Annotated in this window: 10 protein-coding genes; 3 read left to right on the top strand and 7 right to left on the bottom strand. The window is 74.5% G+C overall.

Annotation, left to right across the window (positions count from 1 at the left end; all coding sequences use genetic code 11):
* Nucleotides 1–60: 60 nt before the first annotated feature.
* The 3 genes from T328_RS17635 to lepA form a co-directional block, all read right to left on the bottom strand.
* Entirely contained in the window at nucleotides 61–2,373 is a 2,313-nt protein-coding gene (locus T328_RS17635) for a SpoIIE family protein phosphatase (RefSeq protein WP_496497016.1), read from the bottom strand.
* 494 nt (nucleotides 2,374–2,867) lie between these two features.
* Complete coding sequence (locus T328_RS17630; protein ID WP_496497015.1) at nucleotides 2,868–4,766, bottom strand: AMP-dependent synthetase/ligase; 1,899 nt, start codon at nucleotides 4,764–4,766, stop codon at nucleotides 2,868–2,870.
* 220 nt (nucleotides 4,767–4,986) lie between these two features.
* A complete protein-coding gene (gene lepA, locus T328_RS17625) occupies nucleotides 4,987–6,855 on the bottom strand; it encodes a translation elongation factor 4 (protein WP_496497014.1) in 1,869 nt (622 codons plus the stop codon).
* 191 nt (nucleotides 6,856–7,046) lie between these two features.
* On the opposite strand from lepA, the gene rpsT reads away from it, so the two are divergent.
* The gene (rpsT, locus tag T328_RS17620; RefSeq protein WP_018834328.1) at nucleotides 7,047–7,313 is read left to right on the top strand and encodes a 30S ribosomal protein S20; all 267 of its coding nucleotides are present in this window, start codon (nucleotides 7,047–7,049) and stop codon (nucleotides 7,311–7,313) included.
* A gap of 229 nt (nucleotides 7,314–7,542) precedes the next feature.
* On the opposite strand, the gene holA is transcribed toward rpsT, so the two are convergent.
* Nucleotides 7,543–8,556: a DNA polymerase III subunit delta gene (gene holA, locus T328_RS17615; protein WP_496497013.1), complete on the bottom strand. Its 1,014-nt coding sequence runs from the start codon at nucleotides 8,554–8,556 to the stop codon at nucleotides 7,543–7,545.
* A 59-nt stretch (nucleotides 8,557–8,615) separates the two neighbouring features.
* On the opposite strand from holA, the gene T328_RS17610 reads away from it, so the two are divergent.
* The gene (locus T328_RS17610; RefSeq protein WP_496497012.1) at nucleotides 8,616–8,885 is read left to right on the top strand and encodes a hypothetical protein; all 270 of its coding nucleotides are present in this window, start codon (nucleotides 8,616–8,618) and stop codon (nucleotides 8,883–8,885) included.
* A 272-nt stretch (nucleotides 8,886–9,157) separates the two neighbouring features.
* Nucleotides 9,158–9,817 carry a hypothetical protein gene (locus tag T328_RS17605; RefSeq protein ID WP_496497011.1) on the top strand — a complete coding sequence of 220 codons (660 nt, stop codon included), beginning with the start codon at nucleotides 9,158–9,160 and terminating at the stop codon, nucleotides 9,815–9,817.
* Nucleotides 9,818–10,209: 392 nt separating this feature from the next.
* Here the strand turns inward: T328_RS17605 and T328_RS17600 are convergent, their stop codons facing one another.
* The 3 genes from T328_RS17600 to T328_RS17590 all read right to left on the bottom strand — a co-directional run bounded on the left by T328_RS17600 (nucleotide 10,210) and on the right by T328_RS17590 (nucleotide 15,307).
* The gene (locus tag T328_RS17600) at nucleotides 10,210–11,094 is read right to left on the bottom strand and encodes a YceI family protein (RefSeq protein WP_496497010.1); all 885 of its coding nucleotides are present in this window, start codon (nucleotides 11,092–11,094) and stop codon (nucleotides 10,210–10,212) included.
* A 300-nt stretch (nucleotides 11,095–11,394) separates the two neighbouring features.
* The gene (locus tag T328_RS17595) at nucleotides 11,395–14,172 is read right to left on the bottom strand and encodes a ComEC/Rec2 family competence protein (protein WP_496497075.1); all 2,778 of its coding nucleotides are present in this window, start codon (nucleotides 14,170–14,172) and stop codon (nucleotides 11,395–11,397) included.
* Between the two features lie 232 nt (nucleotides 14,173–14,404).
* Nucleotides 14,405–15,307: a ComEA family DNA-binding protein gene (locus tag T328_RS17590; protein WP_496497009.1), complete on the bottom strand. Its 903-nt coding sequence runs from the start codon at nucleotides 15,305–15,307 to the stop codon at nucleotides 14,405–14,407.
* Nucleotides 15,308–15,807 lie beyond the last annotated feature (500 nt).

The raw sequence follows: 15,807 nt of genomic DNA, 5'->3' as shown, positions 1-15,807 counted from the left end.
AGCCCCGCCCGGAACCCCCGCTCGGAACTCCCGTCCGAGAACCCCGCCCGGGAACCCGCCTCAGCACCCGCCCGTCTCCGTCCCCCGCGCCTGCAGCACCATCATCGCCAGGTCGTCCCGCGGCGGCACCGGCGCGAAGTCGTGCACCGCCGTCCTGATCCGCTCCGCCACCGCCGCCGCCCCGAGCCCCGTGCAGCGGGACAGCGCCGCCGCCAGCCCGTCCCCGTCGTCGAACAGCCGGTCCCCGTACCGCCGCTCCGTCACCCCGTCCGTCACGCACAGCAGCGTGTCGCCCGGCTCCAGGTCGAACGACTGGCTGTAGTACTCCGCGTCGTCCAGCACGCCCAGCAGCAGCTGCGCGTCCGCCGCCGCCCGCACCCCGCCGTCGCTGCGCAGCAGCAGCGGCGGCGGGTGCCCGGCGCTGGCCACGGTGCAGCGGACGCCGCCGCGGTCCTGCTCGTACGGCACCAGCTCCCCGTACAGCAGCGACAGGAACCGCGCCTGCTCCGGCGGCAGCCCGAACGACGTCGCCGCCTCCACCGCCTCGAAGGCGTGCTCCACGAGCGTGCGGTTCAGCCCGCCGAGGACGTCGGCGACGCCGTAGCCCTCCCGGGCCAGCAGCCGCAGCACCGGCCGCGCGAGGCCGGTGACGACCGCCGCCTCGGGGCCCTGGCCGCAGACGTCGCCGAGCGCGAAGCACCAGCGGTCGCTGCCGCTGGGGAACAGGTCGTAGAAGTCGCCGCCCGCGGCGGCGCCCTCGGCCGGTTCGTACACGACGGCCGTGTCCATGGCCGGCATCTCCGCGATGCCGCTGGGCAGCAGCCCGCGCTGCAGCACCTCGCTGATGGTCACCTGGCGCGTGTACTGGCGGGCGGCGGAGACGGCGTGCGCCACGCGGCGGGCGAAGTCCGTGACGACGGCGGCGACGTCGCCGCCGATCCGGGCGACGCCGGCGCGGCCGAGGAGCAGCGTGCCGACGCGCCGGCCGCCGGCGACCAGCGGGCAGGCGAGCGCGGGGCCGCCGAGCCCGTCGTCGGCATCACCCCGGGCGCGGGCGGTGCTCCCGGGCCAGGGCAGGGGTACGGGGCGGGCGTCGGGCGGCGGGAGCGGGTTCTGCTCCAGGGCGCGACGGAGCGGGGAGATCCGCTCCTCGGCGGCGTGCCAGACCTGCGCGAGGCGGGGCTCCGCGCCGTCGGCGCCTTCGAGCCAGACGGCGCTCCAGTCGGCGAGCCGGGGCACGAGGAGCTGGGTGGCGAGGGAGGCGACCATGTCCTCGTCGAACTGCCCGGCGAGCATGTCGGAGGTCTCGGCGAGGAACGAGAAGGCGCCGACGCCGGCCCAGGCGCCGCCGGCGCGCAGCTCGGGGTCGGTGGCGCTGCGCGGGGTGTGCGCGGTGGCCTGGCTGGGCAGCCGGAGCGCGGCGGTACGGGCGACGTGCGCGTCGGCGAGGTCGTCGTCCGCGACGTCGTGCGCGCCGCGCACCGCCGCGCCGCCGGAGCCGTCCGCGTGGTGCGCCAGGCCGCGGCCGTGGGTCCCGTCGTCGGGTACGCCGTAGGCGCCCGCCTCGTCGTCTCCGCCCGCCGGAACCGCTGCCGGATCCGCGCCGGGATCCGCGGCCGGATCCGCGTCGGGGACGGCGCCGGCCTGGCCATCGGCCCCGGTTCGGGCCGGATCCGCGCCGTCCGCTGCCTCCGCGTCGTCCGCGACCTCGCGCAGCGGGCCCATCCGGAACCAGACCGTCTTCTCGCTGCGCCGGTGCTCGACGCCCCAGGCGTCGGCCAGCGCGGCGACGAGCTGCAGGCCGTAGCCGTACGACTCCTCCGGCGCCGGCAGCGGCATCACCCGGGCCGCGTGCCCGTCCGTGACCTCCACCAGCAGCGTCGGCTCCGCGGCCGGCCCGCCGTCCGCCCCGTCCCGCGCCAGCCCGGCGGCGGTGGCGTCCTCGGCCACGAGCCGGCAGCGCACCCGCACGTCGGTGCCCGCGTGCACCACGGCGTTCGTGACCAGTTCGCTGGTCAGCAGTTCGGCGTCGTCGACCTCGGGCCCGGCGCGCCCGGCCAGCAGCTCGCGTACGAACCGGCGGGCCGCCGCGGCGGCGGGCATGCCGGCGGCGAGGGTCAGCGCGACGTCCGTCACGTCCTGCGGCCCACCGGGCGTCTCGTCGCACGGGGCCGTCCGGTACGCACCGGGGGCACCGCCGCGGTCGCGGGACTCCCCGCCGTGTGGCGCCACGTCGTCGGCGCCGTCCGTACCGTCCGCGTCGTCGGCACCTCCCGTGCCGCCTCCGCCGCCCTCACCGCCCCCGCCGTCCCCGCCGCTCCGGCCGTCCCCGCCGCCCGGCTCCGCGGGCTCTCTTCGCACCACCGAAACCACGGTGGATCGACGTACGGCCTGCACTGCGAAGGTCGTCCCCACTGTCCTCTCCCGGCCAAAATCCGGCATACGGGCGTTCCCCAGGTAGCCAGGGTGACAGACTGAGCTCGCCCAGATGCACCAAGTGACACAACTGGTGAGCGGATATGGCCCATCCGACCCCGTCAGGCCACCCGGATTACCCCCTCCGGCCACCCCCGCCCGGCCCGCCGCGCCGGCCGCGCGCGCCGCCGGGCCGGTTCCGTACACGAGACGAACGCGCAGCTCATCGCGGTGGACACGCGTGCGTACGAGACGTGCCCAGCCGCCGGGACGGCCCTTCCGGCACCCGGCCGAGGGGGCGGCGGCCGTCGTCAACCGGATCGCGGGACGCACCCGCGGGAAGGGCGCGACCGGCGGCGTTCACGCCGCCCACGTACCCCTGAACGCCCCGCCCCGTATGCCGTGCCCGTACGCCGTGCCTACGCCGTGGTCCGGACGCCGTGTCCGGCGCCTCAGTCCTCCCTGGCGCCCGCGTACATGTCCTCGATCAGGCCCTTGTACTCCCGCTCCACCACCGGCCGCTTCAGCTTCAGGCTCGGCGTCAGCTCCCCGTGCTCGACGTCGAGGTCCCGCGGCAGGATCCGGAACTTCTTGATCGTCTGCCAGCGCTGCAGCCGCTCGTTGAGCTGCGTGACGTACCCCTCGATCAGCGCCCGCGCCTCGGTGGAGGCGACCAGCTCCGCGTACGACCGGTCCTCCAGCCCGTTCTCCTTCGCCCAGCCGGTCAGCGCCACCTCGTCGAGCGAGATCAGCGCGGTGCAGAAGTTGCGGTCGGCGCCGACGACGAGGATCGAGCCGACGTACGGGCAGACGGCCTTGAACTGGCCCTCGACCTCGCTCGGCGCGATGTACTTGCCGCCGGAGGTCTTGATCAGGTCCTTCTTGCGGTCGGTGATGCGCAGGAAGCCGTCGTCGGACAGCTCGCCTATGTCGCCGGTGTGGAACCAGCCGTCGTCCTCCAGCACCTCGGCGGTCTTCTCCGGCAGCCCGTGGTAGCCCTGCATGATGCCCGGGCCGCGCAGCATGATCTCGCCGTCGTCGGCGATCCGCACCTCGCAGCCGGGGAGCGGCTTGCCGACGGTGCCGGTGCGGTAGGTGTCCTCGCGGTTGCAGAAGCTGGCGGCGGCGGACTCGGTGAGGCCGTAGCCCTCCAGGATGGGCACGCCCGCGCCGTCGAAGAAATAGCCGATCTCGGGGGCGAGGGCGGCGGAACCGGAGACCATGCCGCGCATCCGGCCGCCGAAGGCGGCGCGGAACTTGCCGTAGACGAGCTTGTCGGCGAGGGCGTGCTTGGCGGTCAGGCCGGCGGGCGCGGTGCGCTTCCCGGTCCGGCGGTGGTTGTCCTGGGTGACGCGCGCGTACTCGCGGGCGACCTCGGCCGCCCACAGGAAGATCTTGTACTTTGCACCGCCGCCGGCCTTCGCCTTGGCGGCCACGCCGTTGTAGACCTTCTCGAAGATCCGCGGCACGCCGCACATCTTCATGGGCCGGACGACCGGCAAGTTCTCGATGATCTTGTCGATCCGGCCGTCGACGGCCATCACGTGCCCGATCTTGATGTGCCCGGCGATCAGCACCTTGCCGAAGACGTGCGCCAGCGGCAGCCACAGGTACTGCACGTCGTCCGGCCTGAGCAGCTCGATGCCCTCGATGGCGTGGCCCATGTACGACCAGGCGTCGTGCGCCAGCCGTACGCCCTTGGGGCGGCCGGTGGTGCCGGAGGTGTAGATGAGGGTGGCGAGCTGGTCGGGGCGCAGGGCCCGGATCTGCTCGCGTACCGCGTCGGGGTTCTTCTCCAGGTAGTCGGCGCCGCGCCGCTCCAGCTCGGCGAGGGAAAGCACCCAGCCCTCGGGGTCGCCCTCGGCGGCCACGGCATCGGCGGCCTCGACCACGACCACGTGCGCCAGGTCGGGCAGCTCCGCCCGCATCTCGCGCGCCTTGGCGAGCTGGGCGGCGTCCTCTGCGACGAGGACGCGGCTGCCGGAGTCGGCGAGGATGAACGCGGTCTCCCCGGCGTTGGTGCTGGGGTAGACGGTGGTGTTGGCGCCGCCGGCGCAGAGGATGCCGAGGTCGGTGAGGATCCACTCCAGCCGGGTGTTGCAGGCGAGCGCCACCCGCTCCTCCGGCTGCAGGCCGAGGTCGATCAGCCCGGCGGCGATCGCGAACACCCGCTCGGCGGACTGCGCCCAGGTCAGCGACCGCCACTCGTCCGCTCCGGACTCCCCGCCGGAACCGGGCACGGGGTACTGGAACGCCTCCCCGTCCGGGGTGGACTCGACCCGGTCAAGGAAGAGCGTGGCGACGGACGGCGGGCGGCTGTCCAGCTTCCTCTGGGTTTCGGTCTCGGTCACTGCATCCTCCGGCCCTGCTCTTCGCTGGTAACTGGCGAGTAACCAGCAGATTAGAGCCTGACCGCGGACGGCGTAAGGGTCTGCAAGGCTCGGATAGGTCTCGAAGCCGGGCCGGCGGGCGCTCCCGCGCCGGCCCGGTGCGCAGGATTCCGCTTCCCGGCCGCCGACCGGGCCGGCGCCGCGGCTACTTCTTCTACTTCTTCTACTTCTTCTACTTCTTCTACTTCTTGGTCTTGCTGTCGCCGTCATCCGAGGACAGCACGGCGATGAACGCCTCCTGCGGGACCTCCACGCTGCCGACCATCTTCATCCGCTTCTTGCCTTCCTTCTGCTTCTCCAGCAGCTTCCGCTTGCGGGAGATGTCACCGCCGTAGCACTTGGCGAGGACGTCCTTGCGGATGGCGCGGATGGTCTCGCGGGCGATGACCCGGGAGCCGATCGCCGCCTGGATGGGCACCTCGAACGCCTGCCGCGGGATCAGCTCCTTCAGCTTGGCGACGAGCCGCACGCCGTAGGCGTACGCCTTGTCCTTGTGCGTGATCGCGGAGAAGGCGTCGACCTTGTCGCCGTGCAGGAGGATGTCGACCTTGACCAGCTGGCTGCTCTGCTCGCCGGTGGGCTCGTAGTCGAGGGAGGCGTAGCCGCGGGTCTTGGACTTCAGCTGGTCGAAGAAGTCGAACACGACCTCGGCGAGGGGCAGCGTGTAGCGGATCTCGACGCGCTCCTCGGAGAGGTAGTCCATGCCGAGCAGCGTGCCGCGGCGGTTCTGGCACAGCTCCATGACCGAGCCGATGTACTCGCTGGGGGTGAGGATCGTCGCCCGTACGACCGGCTCGTAGACCTCCTCGATCTTGCCGACCGGGAACTCGCTGGGATTGGTCACGACGTGCTCGGTGCGGTCCTCCAGCACGACGCGGTAGATCACGTTGGGCGCGGTGGCGATCAGGTCGAGGCCGAACTCGCGCTCCAGCCGCTCCCGGATCACCTCCAGGTGCAGCAGCCCGAGGAAGCCGACGCGGAAGCCGAAGCCGAGCGCCGCCGAGGTCTCCGGCTCGTACACCAGCGCGGCGTCGTTGAGCTGCAGCTTGTCCAGCGCGTCGCGCAGCTCCGGGTAGTCGGAGCCGTCGACCGGGTAGAGCCCGGAGAACACCATCGGCTTGGGGTCCTTGTAGCCGCCGAGCGGCTCGGTGGCGCCCTTGCTGAGCCGGGTGACGGTGTCGCCGACCTTGGACTGGCGTACGTCCTTCACGCCCGTGATCAGATAGCCCACCTCGCCGACGGAGAGGCCGTCGGCCGGGGTCATCTCGGGCGAGTTCGTACCGATCTCCAGCAGCTCGTGCTGGGCGCCGGTCGACATCATCTTGATCCGCTCGCGCCTGCCGAGCACGCCGTCGACGACCTTCACGTACGTCACGACGCCGCGGTACGAGTCGTAGACCGAGTCGAAGATCATCGCGCGGGCGGGGGCGTCCTTCACCCCGACCGGCGCCGGCACCTGCCGCACCACCTCGTCGAGCAGCTCCGCGACGCCCTCGCCGGTCTTCGCCGAGACGCGCAGCACGTCGGCGGGGTCGCAGCCGATGAGCCCGGCCAGCTCGGCGGCGAACTTCTCCGGCTGCGCGGCGGGCAGGTCGATCTTGTTCAGCACCGGGATGATCGTGAGGTCGTTCTCCATCGCGAGGTAGAGGTTCGCGAGGGTCTGCGCCTCGATGCCCTGGGCGGCGTCCACCAGCAGGATGCAGCCCTCGCAGGCGGCGAGGGAGCGGGAGACCTCGTATGTGAAGTCGACGTGCCCGGGGGTGTCGATCATGTTGAGGATGTGCGCCGCGCCGTCGCTCTCACCCGCCGAGGGGGACCACGGCATGCGCACGGCCTGGGACTTGATCGTGATGCCGCGCTCACGCTCGATGTCCATGCGGTCGAGGTACTGCTCGCGCATCTGGCGCTGCTCGACGACTCCGGTGATCTGGAGCATCCGGTCGGCCAGCGTCGACTTGCCGTGGTCGATGTGCGCGATGATGCAGAAATTGCGGATCAACGCGGGCTCGGTACGGCTGGGCTGCGGCACGGTGGTTTCGGTCGCGGGCACCTAGGGGTCCTGTCGGGAGGGAGGGGCGTGTCTGCACTCGTCGCCCCCATGGTCCCATGCGCGGGAGGCCGGGGACGGTTTGGGCGGCCGTCCCGGCTGCTGGTAGCCTGAGCCACTGTGTCTGGACCCGGTGAGGTCCGGCAGTTCAGGTCCCACAGGACGATTTCCGAACATCTTCAAGAGGCAGCTACGTGGCGAACATCAAGTCCCAGATCAAGCGGATCAAGACCAACGAGAAGGCCCGGCTGCGCAACAAGGCCGTGAAGTCCGAGCTGCGCACCGCGATCCGCCGTACCCGCGAGGCCGTCGAGGCCGGGGACGCCGACAAGGCCGTGGAGGCGCAGCGCGCCGCCGCCCGCAAGCTGGACAAGGCCGTCAGCAAGGGCGTCATCCACAAGAACCAGGCGGCCAACAAGAAGGCCGCGCTGGCCAAGCGCGTCCAGGCCCTCCAGGGCTGACAGCAGCACCGAGAAGACTTCGCGCCGTACGCGACCTGCGACCCGCACGCCGCAGTGAGCGCCGGTCTTCTCTCCGTGACACCGGCCGGGCCCTCTACCCCGGCTCGCGGACAGACCTCGTAGTACGCCACGCTACGTCGATGCCCCCGGACCCACTCCGGGGGCATCGCTGTGTCCGGAGCTGGAGCCGGAGTCGGAGTTGGAGTTGGAGTTGGAGTTGGAGCCGGAGTCAGCCGGGGCGGGCGGCGGTGGCGATGGCGACGACCGCCTTCTCCAGGGCGTAGGCCGGGTCGTCGGAGCCGCCCTTGACGTCCGCGTCCGCCCGCGCCACCGCGCGCAGCGCCGTGGCCACGCCGTCCGCGGTCCAGCCGCGCATCTGCTGGCGGACCCGGTCCACCTTCCACGGCGGCATGCCCAGCTCGCGGGCCAGGTCGGCGGGGCGCATGCCGCGGGGGGCGGAGGCGAGGCGGCCGATCGAGCGGACGCCCTGGGCGAGCGCGCTGGTGAGCAGCACGGGGGCGACGCCCGTGGCCAGGGCCCAGCGCAGGGCTTCCAGGGCCTCGGCCGTACGGCCCTCGACCGCCCGGTCGGCCACCTCGAAGCCGGAGGTCTCGGCGCGTCCCGTGTAGTACCGCGCGACGACGGCGTCGTCGATCGTGCCCTCCACGTCGGCGGCGAGCTGCGCGCAGGCGCTCGCCATCTCCCGTAGATCGGAACCGATGGCGTCGACCAGCGCCTGGCACGCGGACGGGGACGCGGTACGGCCCGCGGCCCGGAACTCGGCCTTCACGAACGCCAGTCGGTCCGCGGGCCGGGTGATCCTGGCGCAGTCGACCTCCCGGGCGCCGGCCTTGCGGGCCGCGTCCAGCAGGCCCTTGCCCTTGGCGGCGCCGGCGTGCGCCAGCACCAGCGTGATCTCGTCGGCGGGAGCGGCCACGTACGCCTTGACGTCCTTGACGGCGTCCGCGCCGAGGTCCTGCGCGCCCCGTACGACCACGACCTTGCGCTCGGCGAAGAGCGACGGGCTGGTCAGCTCGGCGAGCGTGCCGGGCTGGAGGGCGTCGTGGGTCAGCTCGCGCACGTCGGTGTCGGGGTCGGCGGCGCGGGCGGCGGCCACGACCTCCCGCACGGCGCGGTCGACCAGCAGGTCCTCCTGGCCCACGGCGAGCGTGACGGGGGTGAGCGGGTCGCCGCCGGCGGCGCCGCCCTTGCCGGTCCTGGGGGTACGGGTCGTCGCAGCCATCGCCGTACAGCATCCCACGCCCGTACGACACCGCCGGCCGCCGCGGGCACAATGGCGGCGTGAGCGACCTGACGTACGTACTCGTGCTGCCCGACCGCGACGCCGCGGCGGAGGTGGCCGGGCTGGCCGTCGAGCGCTTCGGCCTCGCCGGGGAGCCGCAGTTGATCCGCGACGCGCTGGCCGGGGAGGACGACGCGGAGGACGCGCAGTGGCTCGTCGTCGTCGAGGACGCGCGGGAGCCGGTGGCGGCGGAGCTGGCGGAGCTGGCCGAGTCGTACGACGGATGGCTGGAGGGCTCCGCCACCGTCCCGGACGGCCCGGCGGAGTAGGCCTGTCGGCGGCTTCGCCGCCCCGGTTGCGGCAATTGCTTCCGGCGGGCGGAGCAGATAGGGCAGTCGAACTTGTCGACGGTGTGGCGGGGACGGCCACCATTCCGAGACCGTGGGTCGATTTGCCCGTTTAAGACCATTTGATCCCTATTTCTCCCCCCGACGGGTGACCACCGCGCCGCCTTCGCGACTCACCACCGGCAGATCAACAAGACTGCCCACGTTCCCGGTGGTCGGGAGCACCCCTTCGGCATCACAAGAATGAGGAATCCATGAAGAACCTCGCACGTGCGGCGGTCACTCTGAGCGCGATCATCGGCATGGCCGGGATGGCCGCCCCGGTGGCCTCCGCGGACTCGACGACCCCGGAGCCCAGCCCCGCGGCCTCGATGGCTCCGGAGACCACCCCCGTGACCTCGGACGTTCCGGAGACCGCCCCCGCGACCTCCGACGTTCCGGAGACCGCCCCCGCGACCTCGAACGTCCCGGAGACCGCCCCCGCGACCTCCGACGTCCCGGAGACCGCCCCCGCAGCCTCCGACGCACCGGAGACCACCCCCGCAGCCTCCGACGCTCCCGCAGCCGCCCCGCAGGTGGCTCCGCAGGGCGCCCCCGCGACCTCCGACGCACCGGAGACCACCCCCGCGACCTCCGACGCTCCCGCAGCCGCCCCGCAGGAGGCTCCGCAGGGCGCCCCGAAGAAGGGCGACCACATCACGATCTACTACTTCAAGGGCGACGCGCTGCTGGCGCAGGAGTACGGCCCGGGCGACCAGGCCAACTACCTGACCAAGAACTCCAAGGGCTTCAGCCAGCCCGCGCAGAACGAGCTCATCAAGACCGGCGACATCAAGCCGACGGTCGTGGGCAAGAAGAACGTGGTGCCCGTCGAGGTCGAGGGCTCCGAGCAGGACCAGAGCAAGGGTCACTGACGCTGGGCGGCCCGTCCTGGTGTCCGCGTGTCGTCGGGCACCAGGACCGCTCCTCGCTTGGCCTGACCAGCTCGTGCATGGTTGACGGTAGCGCGTCGAGACCTTGATCGCCGATCATGATCTGTGTGACGGGGAATCGGACGCGCGTGGCAGTCGTCCGTAGCCAACGGTCCAGCGGCTGACGCCCGAGGTGGTGCACTTCCGCAAACGGTGCCACGCGACATGCTGGTCTGCTGGTTCTGCGTCGATCGCGCAATCATGACGCGTGTGATCGGCGAAGTGCGGCCCCCGCTCCCCGAGCGGGGGCCGCGCCGTCGCGCCCGGCCTCACGCCTGCGTTCCGGGTGGTCCAGGGTGCGGAACCGGCGATGAGCACTGGTGCAGGCCGCTGCGCTACCCCGCCGCTACCACCTGGATGTCCAGCTCGATCTGGATGCTGGAGCCCACGACGGCGATGCCGCGGGCGAGCATGTGCTGCCAGTTGAGCGTGAAGTCCTCGCGGTGCAGTTCGACGGTGGCCCGGCAGGCGGCGCGCAGCTCGCCCTCCATGCCGTAGCCGGTGCCGAGGTAGCGGGTGTCGAGCGCGACGGTGCGGCTCACGCCGTGGATGGACAGCGCGCCGGTGACGGACCAGCGGGCGCCGCCGCGGTGGAGGAAGCGGTCGCTGGCGAACTCGATCGCCGGGTAGCGCTCGACGTCGAGGAAGTCCGGGGAGCGCAGGTGGTCGTCGCGCATCTTGATGTTGGTGTCGATGCTGGCGGCCTCGATGGCCACGCGCATCGACGAGTCCTCCATGCGCTGCCCGATGCGCAGGGCGCCGGCGAAGGTGTTGAACCGGCCGCGCACCCGCGCCATGCCGATGTGCTGCGCGACGAACGCGACGGTGGTGTGCGCCGGGTCGATCTCCCAGTCGCCGGGCGGCGGGAGCTGCGGCAGCGGGGAGGAGCCGAGCGCGAGGTCGCCGAGGGAGCGGTGGGCGCCCTCGGCGACCTCGACCTCGCCGCGGTACGGGGTGAAGCCCTCGGCGTTGACGGAGAGCCGGTAGGTACCGGCCGGGACCGCGACGACGAAGGTGCCGAACGGATCGCTCTCCCCGCTGACGACCCTGCGCCCGGCGGCGTCGGCGAGCACGACCTCCGCCTGCGGCAGCGGCTGGTCGACCGGGTCGAGCACGCGGCAGCTCACCACCCCCGCGTGCGTGGGAACCCGCAGGCCGACCAGTCCGGCGCCGCGGCGGGTTGCCGTGGCCGGGGATCTGCGTCGTAGGCGACCGATCATGGAGCATCCACCCCCGTGGAATTTCAGTGTCTCGGGCACTCATTCGAGCACTGGTGTTGTTTAGATGCAAACCGGGGGTTCACCGCCGGGTTGTGACGGCTGGTGCGGTGTTGGGTCAAGTGCCGGAGTTCATCGGTCCGTTTGATCACCCGTCCGCGTTCGGGGCGGTATCTCCCGGACGGTGTCTCCCGGGCGGTGTCTCCCGGACGGGCGGTCGGGCCGGGTCCGCGGGCGGAGGCGGACGGAACGGAGGACGTACGACCCGGTCGGGCGGCGGGTGGGGCGGCGGGGGCGGCGGCGCTACGGCTTTCCGCCGAGGGTGGCGGCGGGGGTGCCGTCCTCGTCGTCACCTGGGGCGGTGAGGGCGATGGGGCCGTGCTGGTCGGTGCGCAGCACCGCAGCGCCCTGGGCGCGCAGGGCGGCGATGGTACGGGGCGAGGGGTGGCCGTAGGGGTTGTCGGTGCCCGCGCTGACGATCGCGACGCGGGGGTCGAGGCGGCGTAGCAGTTCGTGGTCCTGGTAGGCGGAGCCGTGGTGCGGGACCTTCAGGGCGTCGACGCGGGGCAGTCGCGGGGCCGCGGTGAGCAGGGCGCGCTGGGCGGGCGGCTCCAGGTCGCCGGGCAGGAGCACGGTGAGGCCCGCGGTGCGGACGAGGAGGGTGACGCTGGCGTCGTTCGGCTCCGCCGCGGGCGGTGCCCCGGCCGCGGGCCACACCACCTGCCACGACAGCCCGCCCACCCGGCGCCGCTCCCCCGGCCGGGCGCGGATCATCGGCACGCCCGCTGCTTCGGCCGTACGGCGCACGGCGGCGGCCTGGCCGGGCGGTTCGTCGAGGCCGCCGACCTGGATGGCGCCGACGGCCCGGCCGCGCAGGACGCCCGGCAGACCCGACACGTGATCGGCGTGGAAATGGGTGAGGACGAGCAGCGGGATGCGGCGGACGCCGAGGTCGCGCAGGCAGCGGTCGACCAGCGCGGGGTCGGGGCCGGTGTCGACGACGACCGCCGCCCCGTCGCCGGCGGCCAGCGCGAGCGCGTCTCCCTGGCCGACATCGCAGGCCACGAGGCGCCAGCCGGCGGGCGGCCAGCCGGTGAGGACCCGGGTGAGGGGGACGGGGCGGAGCACGGCGAGCAGCACCAGCACGGCGCAGCCGGCGCCGAGCCACCGGCGGCGGGCCACGCGGCGGAGGCCGAGCAGCAGCGGCGGGGTGACGGCGGCCAGGGCCAGCCCGCCGTACCACCCGCCGGGCCACGCGTACGTGGCGCCGGGCAGCGCGGCGCCGGTCCTGGCGACGCCGGCGATCCACTCCGCCGCCCAGCCCGCGGGCATCGCCAGCAACTCGGCCACCGGCATCGCCGGCAGGGCGGCGGCGAGCGCGGCGAACCCCAGGACGGTGGCGGGCGCGACGGCGAACTCGGCGAGCAGGTTGCACGGGATCGCGACCAGGCTGACCCGGGCCGCGAGCACGGCGACGACGGGCGCGCACACCGCCTGCGCGGCGCCGGCCGCAGCCAGCGCCTCGGCGAGCCGCGGCGGCACGCGGCGGGCGCGGAGCGCCTCGCTCCAGCGGGGGGCGAGGGTGAGCAGGGCGGCGGTGGCCAGCACGGAGAGGAGAAAGCCGAAGTCGCGGGCGAGCCACGGGTCGTAGAGGACGAGCAGCAGGACGGCGCCGGCGAGGGTGGGCAGCAGGGAACGGCGCCGTCCGGTGCCGAGGGCGAGGAGGGTGATCAGGCCGCAGACCGCCGCCCGCAGGACGCTCGGCTCGGGGCGGCAGACGACGACGAAGCCGAGGGTGATCAGGCCGCCGAGGAGCGCGGTGGCGCGCAGGGAAATGCCGAGCCGCGGCGCGAGGCCGCGGCGCTCGGCCCGGGCGGCGAGGTGGGACGGGCCGACGAGGAGGGCGAGGACGATCGTGAGGTTGGCTCCGGAGACGGCGAGGAGGTGGGTGAGGTCGGTGGCGTGGAAGGCGTCCTGTAGGTCGGCGGGGATGCGGGAGGTGTCGCCGACGACGAGCCCGGGCAGCAGCGCGCGGGCGTCGGCGGAGAGCCCGTCGGTGGCGGCGCGCAGCCCGGCCCGCAGCGCACCGGCGGCACGCTGCAGGTCGCCGGGGCCGCGCACGACGGCCGGCGGCCCGTCGGCGTCGGCGCGGAGCACGGCGCCTACGGCGCGGGCGCCGCCGGAGTCCGGCGAGACCCGCGCCTCGACCCGCACCCGGGTCGAGGGCAGCAGGCGCAGCCAGGCCCGCCGCGCGGTGGAGTCTCGTGGCTGCACGATGACCAGCACGGGGGTCCGTACGCGGGTGGTCTGCGGGCTGCCGGCGGAGGTCGCGGGTGCGGGTGCGGGTGCGGGTGACGCCGGGGCGGGGCGGGCGGCCGGGTCCGGGATGGCGGGAGCGGGCGCCGGCGGACCGGCAGACCCGGCCCGGGCCGGGTCCGGGGCTTCCGGTGCGGTGCCGGGGGAGGACGCGCGGGGTGCGGTGCCCGTGCCGGTCGGGGACGCGGGCGGCGGGCCGTACGCGGTGGGCGGGCGGGTGGTGACGAGCCGGGCCTCGGCTCTGATGAGCACGGCGGCCGGGGCGGCGGTCGTGCCGCGGACCTGCGGGCGGGTGAGACGGGGGTCGGTGGTCAGCTCCACCTCGACGGTGGCCTGACCGTACCGCTCGGCGACCGCGGGCAGCGGACCGCGGTGGAGGTCGGCGCCGTGCAACGCCGCGGCCCCCGCCCCCGCGGCACCGCACAGCAGCGCGGCGGCCCCTGCCACGAGGACCCGCGACCCGGTCGCGGTCGAGCCGACCGGGGCCGGTACCGAAGGACGAGTGGTCGATGCCGTCGTATCCGACGGTCGAGGGCATCGACGGCTTGACCTCCGCGGTGGCCGACTCGACGGCGTCGAGGTCGACCCGGCCGCGGGGACGGGGCGTTGGACGGGGCGTTGGCCGGCGCGCGGGCGGTGCCGCCCGCGGCGGAGGTGGGCCGCCGCGAGCAGCGCCAGCGCGGTGGCCGTGGCCAGCATGCACGCCACCGGCACCGCGGCGCCGTCCCGTCCCAGCGCCAGGGCCGCCGCCGCCCAGGCGGCCAAGGCCGGTGGCACCAGCCGCAGATCGGCCGGCCCCTCCGCGCGTGCTCCCGCCGCACCGGACGAGACCGCCGCCCCGCTCCCCCGTGGTGCGTCCGCCGCCCCGCCCCGGGCTCCGCGACGTTCCCGTGGCGCCGGAGAGCGCCCGGGTGCCGCGGCGGTGACCGTGGCGGAGGTCGTAGCTGAGGTCGTAGCTGAGGTCGTAGCGGTGGCAGTGGTCGTGGCGGGGGCGGCGTCACGGCTGGACATGGGGACGGAGGTCCGCGAAGCGGCTGTCGCCGATGCCGTTCACGTCGCGGAGCTGCTCGATGTCGGTGAAGCCGCCGTTCTGGTCGCGGTAGTCGATGATGTGCTGGGCCAGCACGGGGCCGATGCCGGGCAGCGTGTCCAGCTGATCCACCGTCGCCGAGTTGAGGCTCACGACCGCCGCAGGTCCGGTCGTCGGCGAGCCGCCCGCCGCCGGTGGGCTCGCGCCGCCGGCCGGTGCCGCGGGCGGTGCGCCCGGGGCCGCCGGTGGCGGCTCGCCGACGACGATCTGCTCACCGTCGACCAGCGGGCGGGCCCGGTTGAGCCCGTCCGCCTCCGCGCCGGCGCGGACGCCGCCGGCGGCGCGTAAGGCGTCCTCGACCCGCGACCCTTCGGGCAGCCGGTGGACACCGGGCTCGCGCACCTTGCCGACGACGTCCACCACCACCTCCGCCGCCGCACCGGTGCCGGTGCCGGTGCCGGACTCCGGCGCGTCCGCGGCCCCGGTGACCGGCGGTGGCAGGGAGCCGTGTGCCTCCGGCGCCGGTACGGGCTGGGGCCGGCCGGACCAGAAGTGGTACGCGGCGAGAGCCACCCCGGCGACGAGCACCAGCACCAGGGCGGCGCACGTCGCGGGCTCCAGCCCGCACCGCAGTCGGATCCACACCGGCAGCCGCTCCCGCACCGCCGTCCGCCACCGCTCCCGCCGCCCCATCTCCCCCTCGCCCCCGGCCGGTTCGCCCTCGGCCTCCCGCCGGGAGGAGGTGGAGCCGGAGGCCGGCACCGAGACAGGGACGGGCACCGACGCGGGAGCGCTCGCAGCGCCGGGGCCGGCCACGTACACGGTGGCGGGAGCGGGCTCGGCGACACGGGCCGACGGGGCGGCAGGCACCGCCCGGCGCAGCTCCCCCGTCGCGGGCCCGCCAAAGCGCACCGCGCCGCCCCGGCGTCCCCCCGGGCCACCCGCACCACGCCGGCCCGACTCAGGCGGCGCAGGCGGGCCCCCGGGCTCCGGCCCGTACGGCTCGGCCACCGCGCGCGGCGCCGAGCCACGCACTCTACTGCGCCCCGCCTCCGGCGACGGGACCGGGCCCGGGAGCAGGAGCGCAGGCGCCAACCCGCGCCGCTCTACCTCCGCACGCCGTCCCGAGCCTCCCGCACCACCCCGGCCCGGCTCCGCCGCCCCCGCGTCCTCACCCGCCCCCCTCCGCGGAAACCGCGGTAGGTCCTGGCTCGACCAGCGCAGCGGCGGGGCCGGGCCGTCCGGCGGGTGGCGGGATCGCGGGGGCGGTGGCGTGAACATCGTCGTGGCTCTGGCTCGCAGGCGCTCCCGCGGCGTTCGTGCGGCCCGCGGGCTCTCACCCGCCGCCACCGCCCGCCGCCGCGCCCGCT

The organism is Streptomyces sp. CNX435 (assembly GCF_059570575.1).
This window is presented reverse-complemented; position numbering and strand designations above follow the sequence as displayed.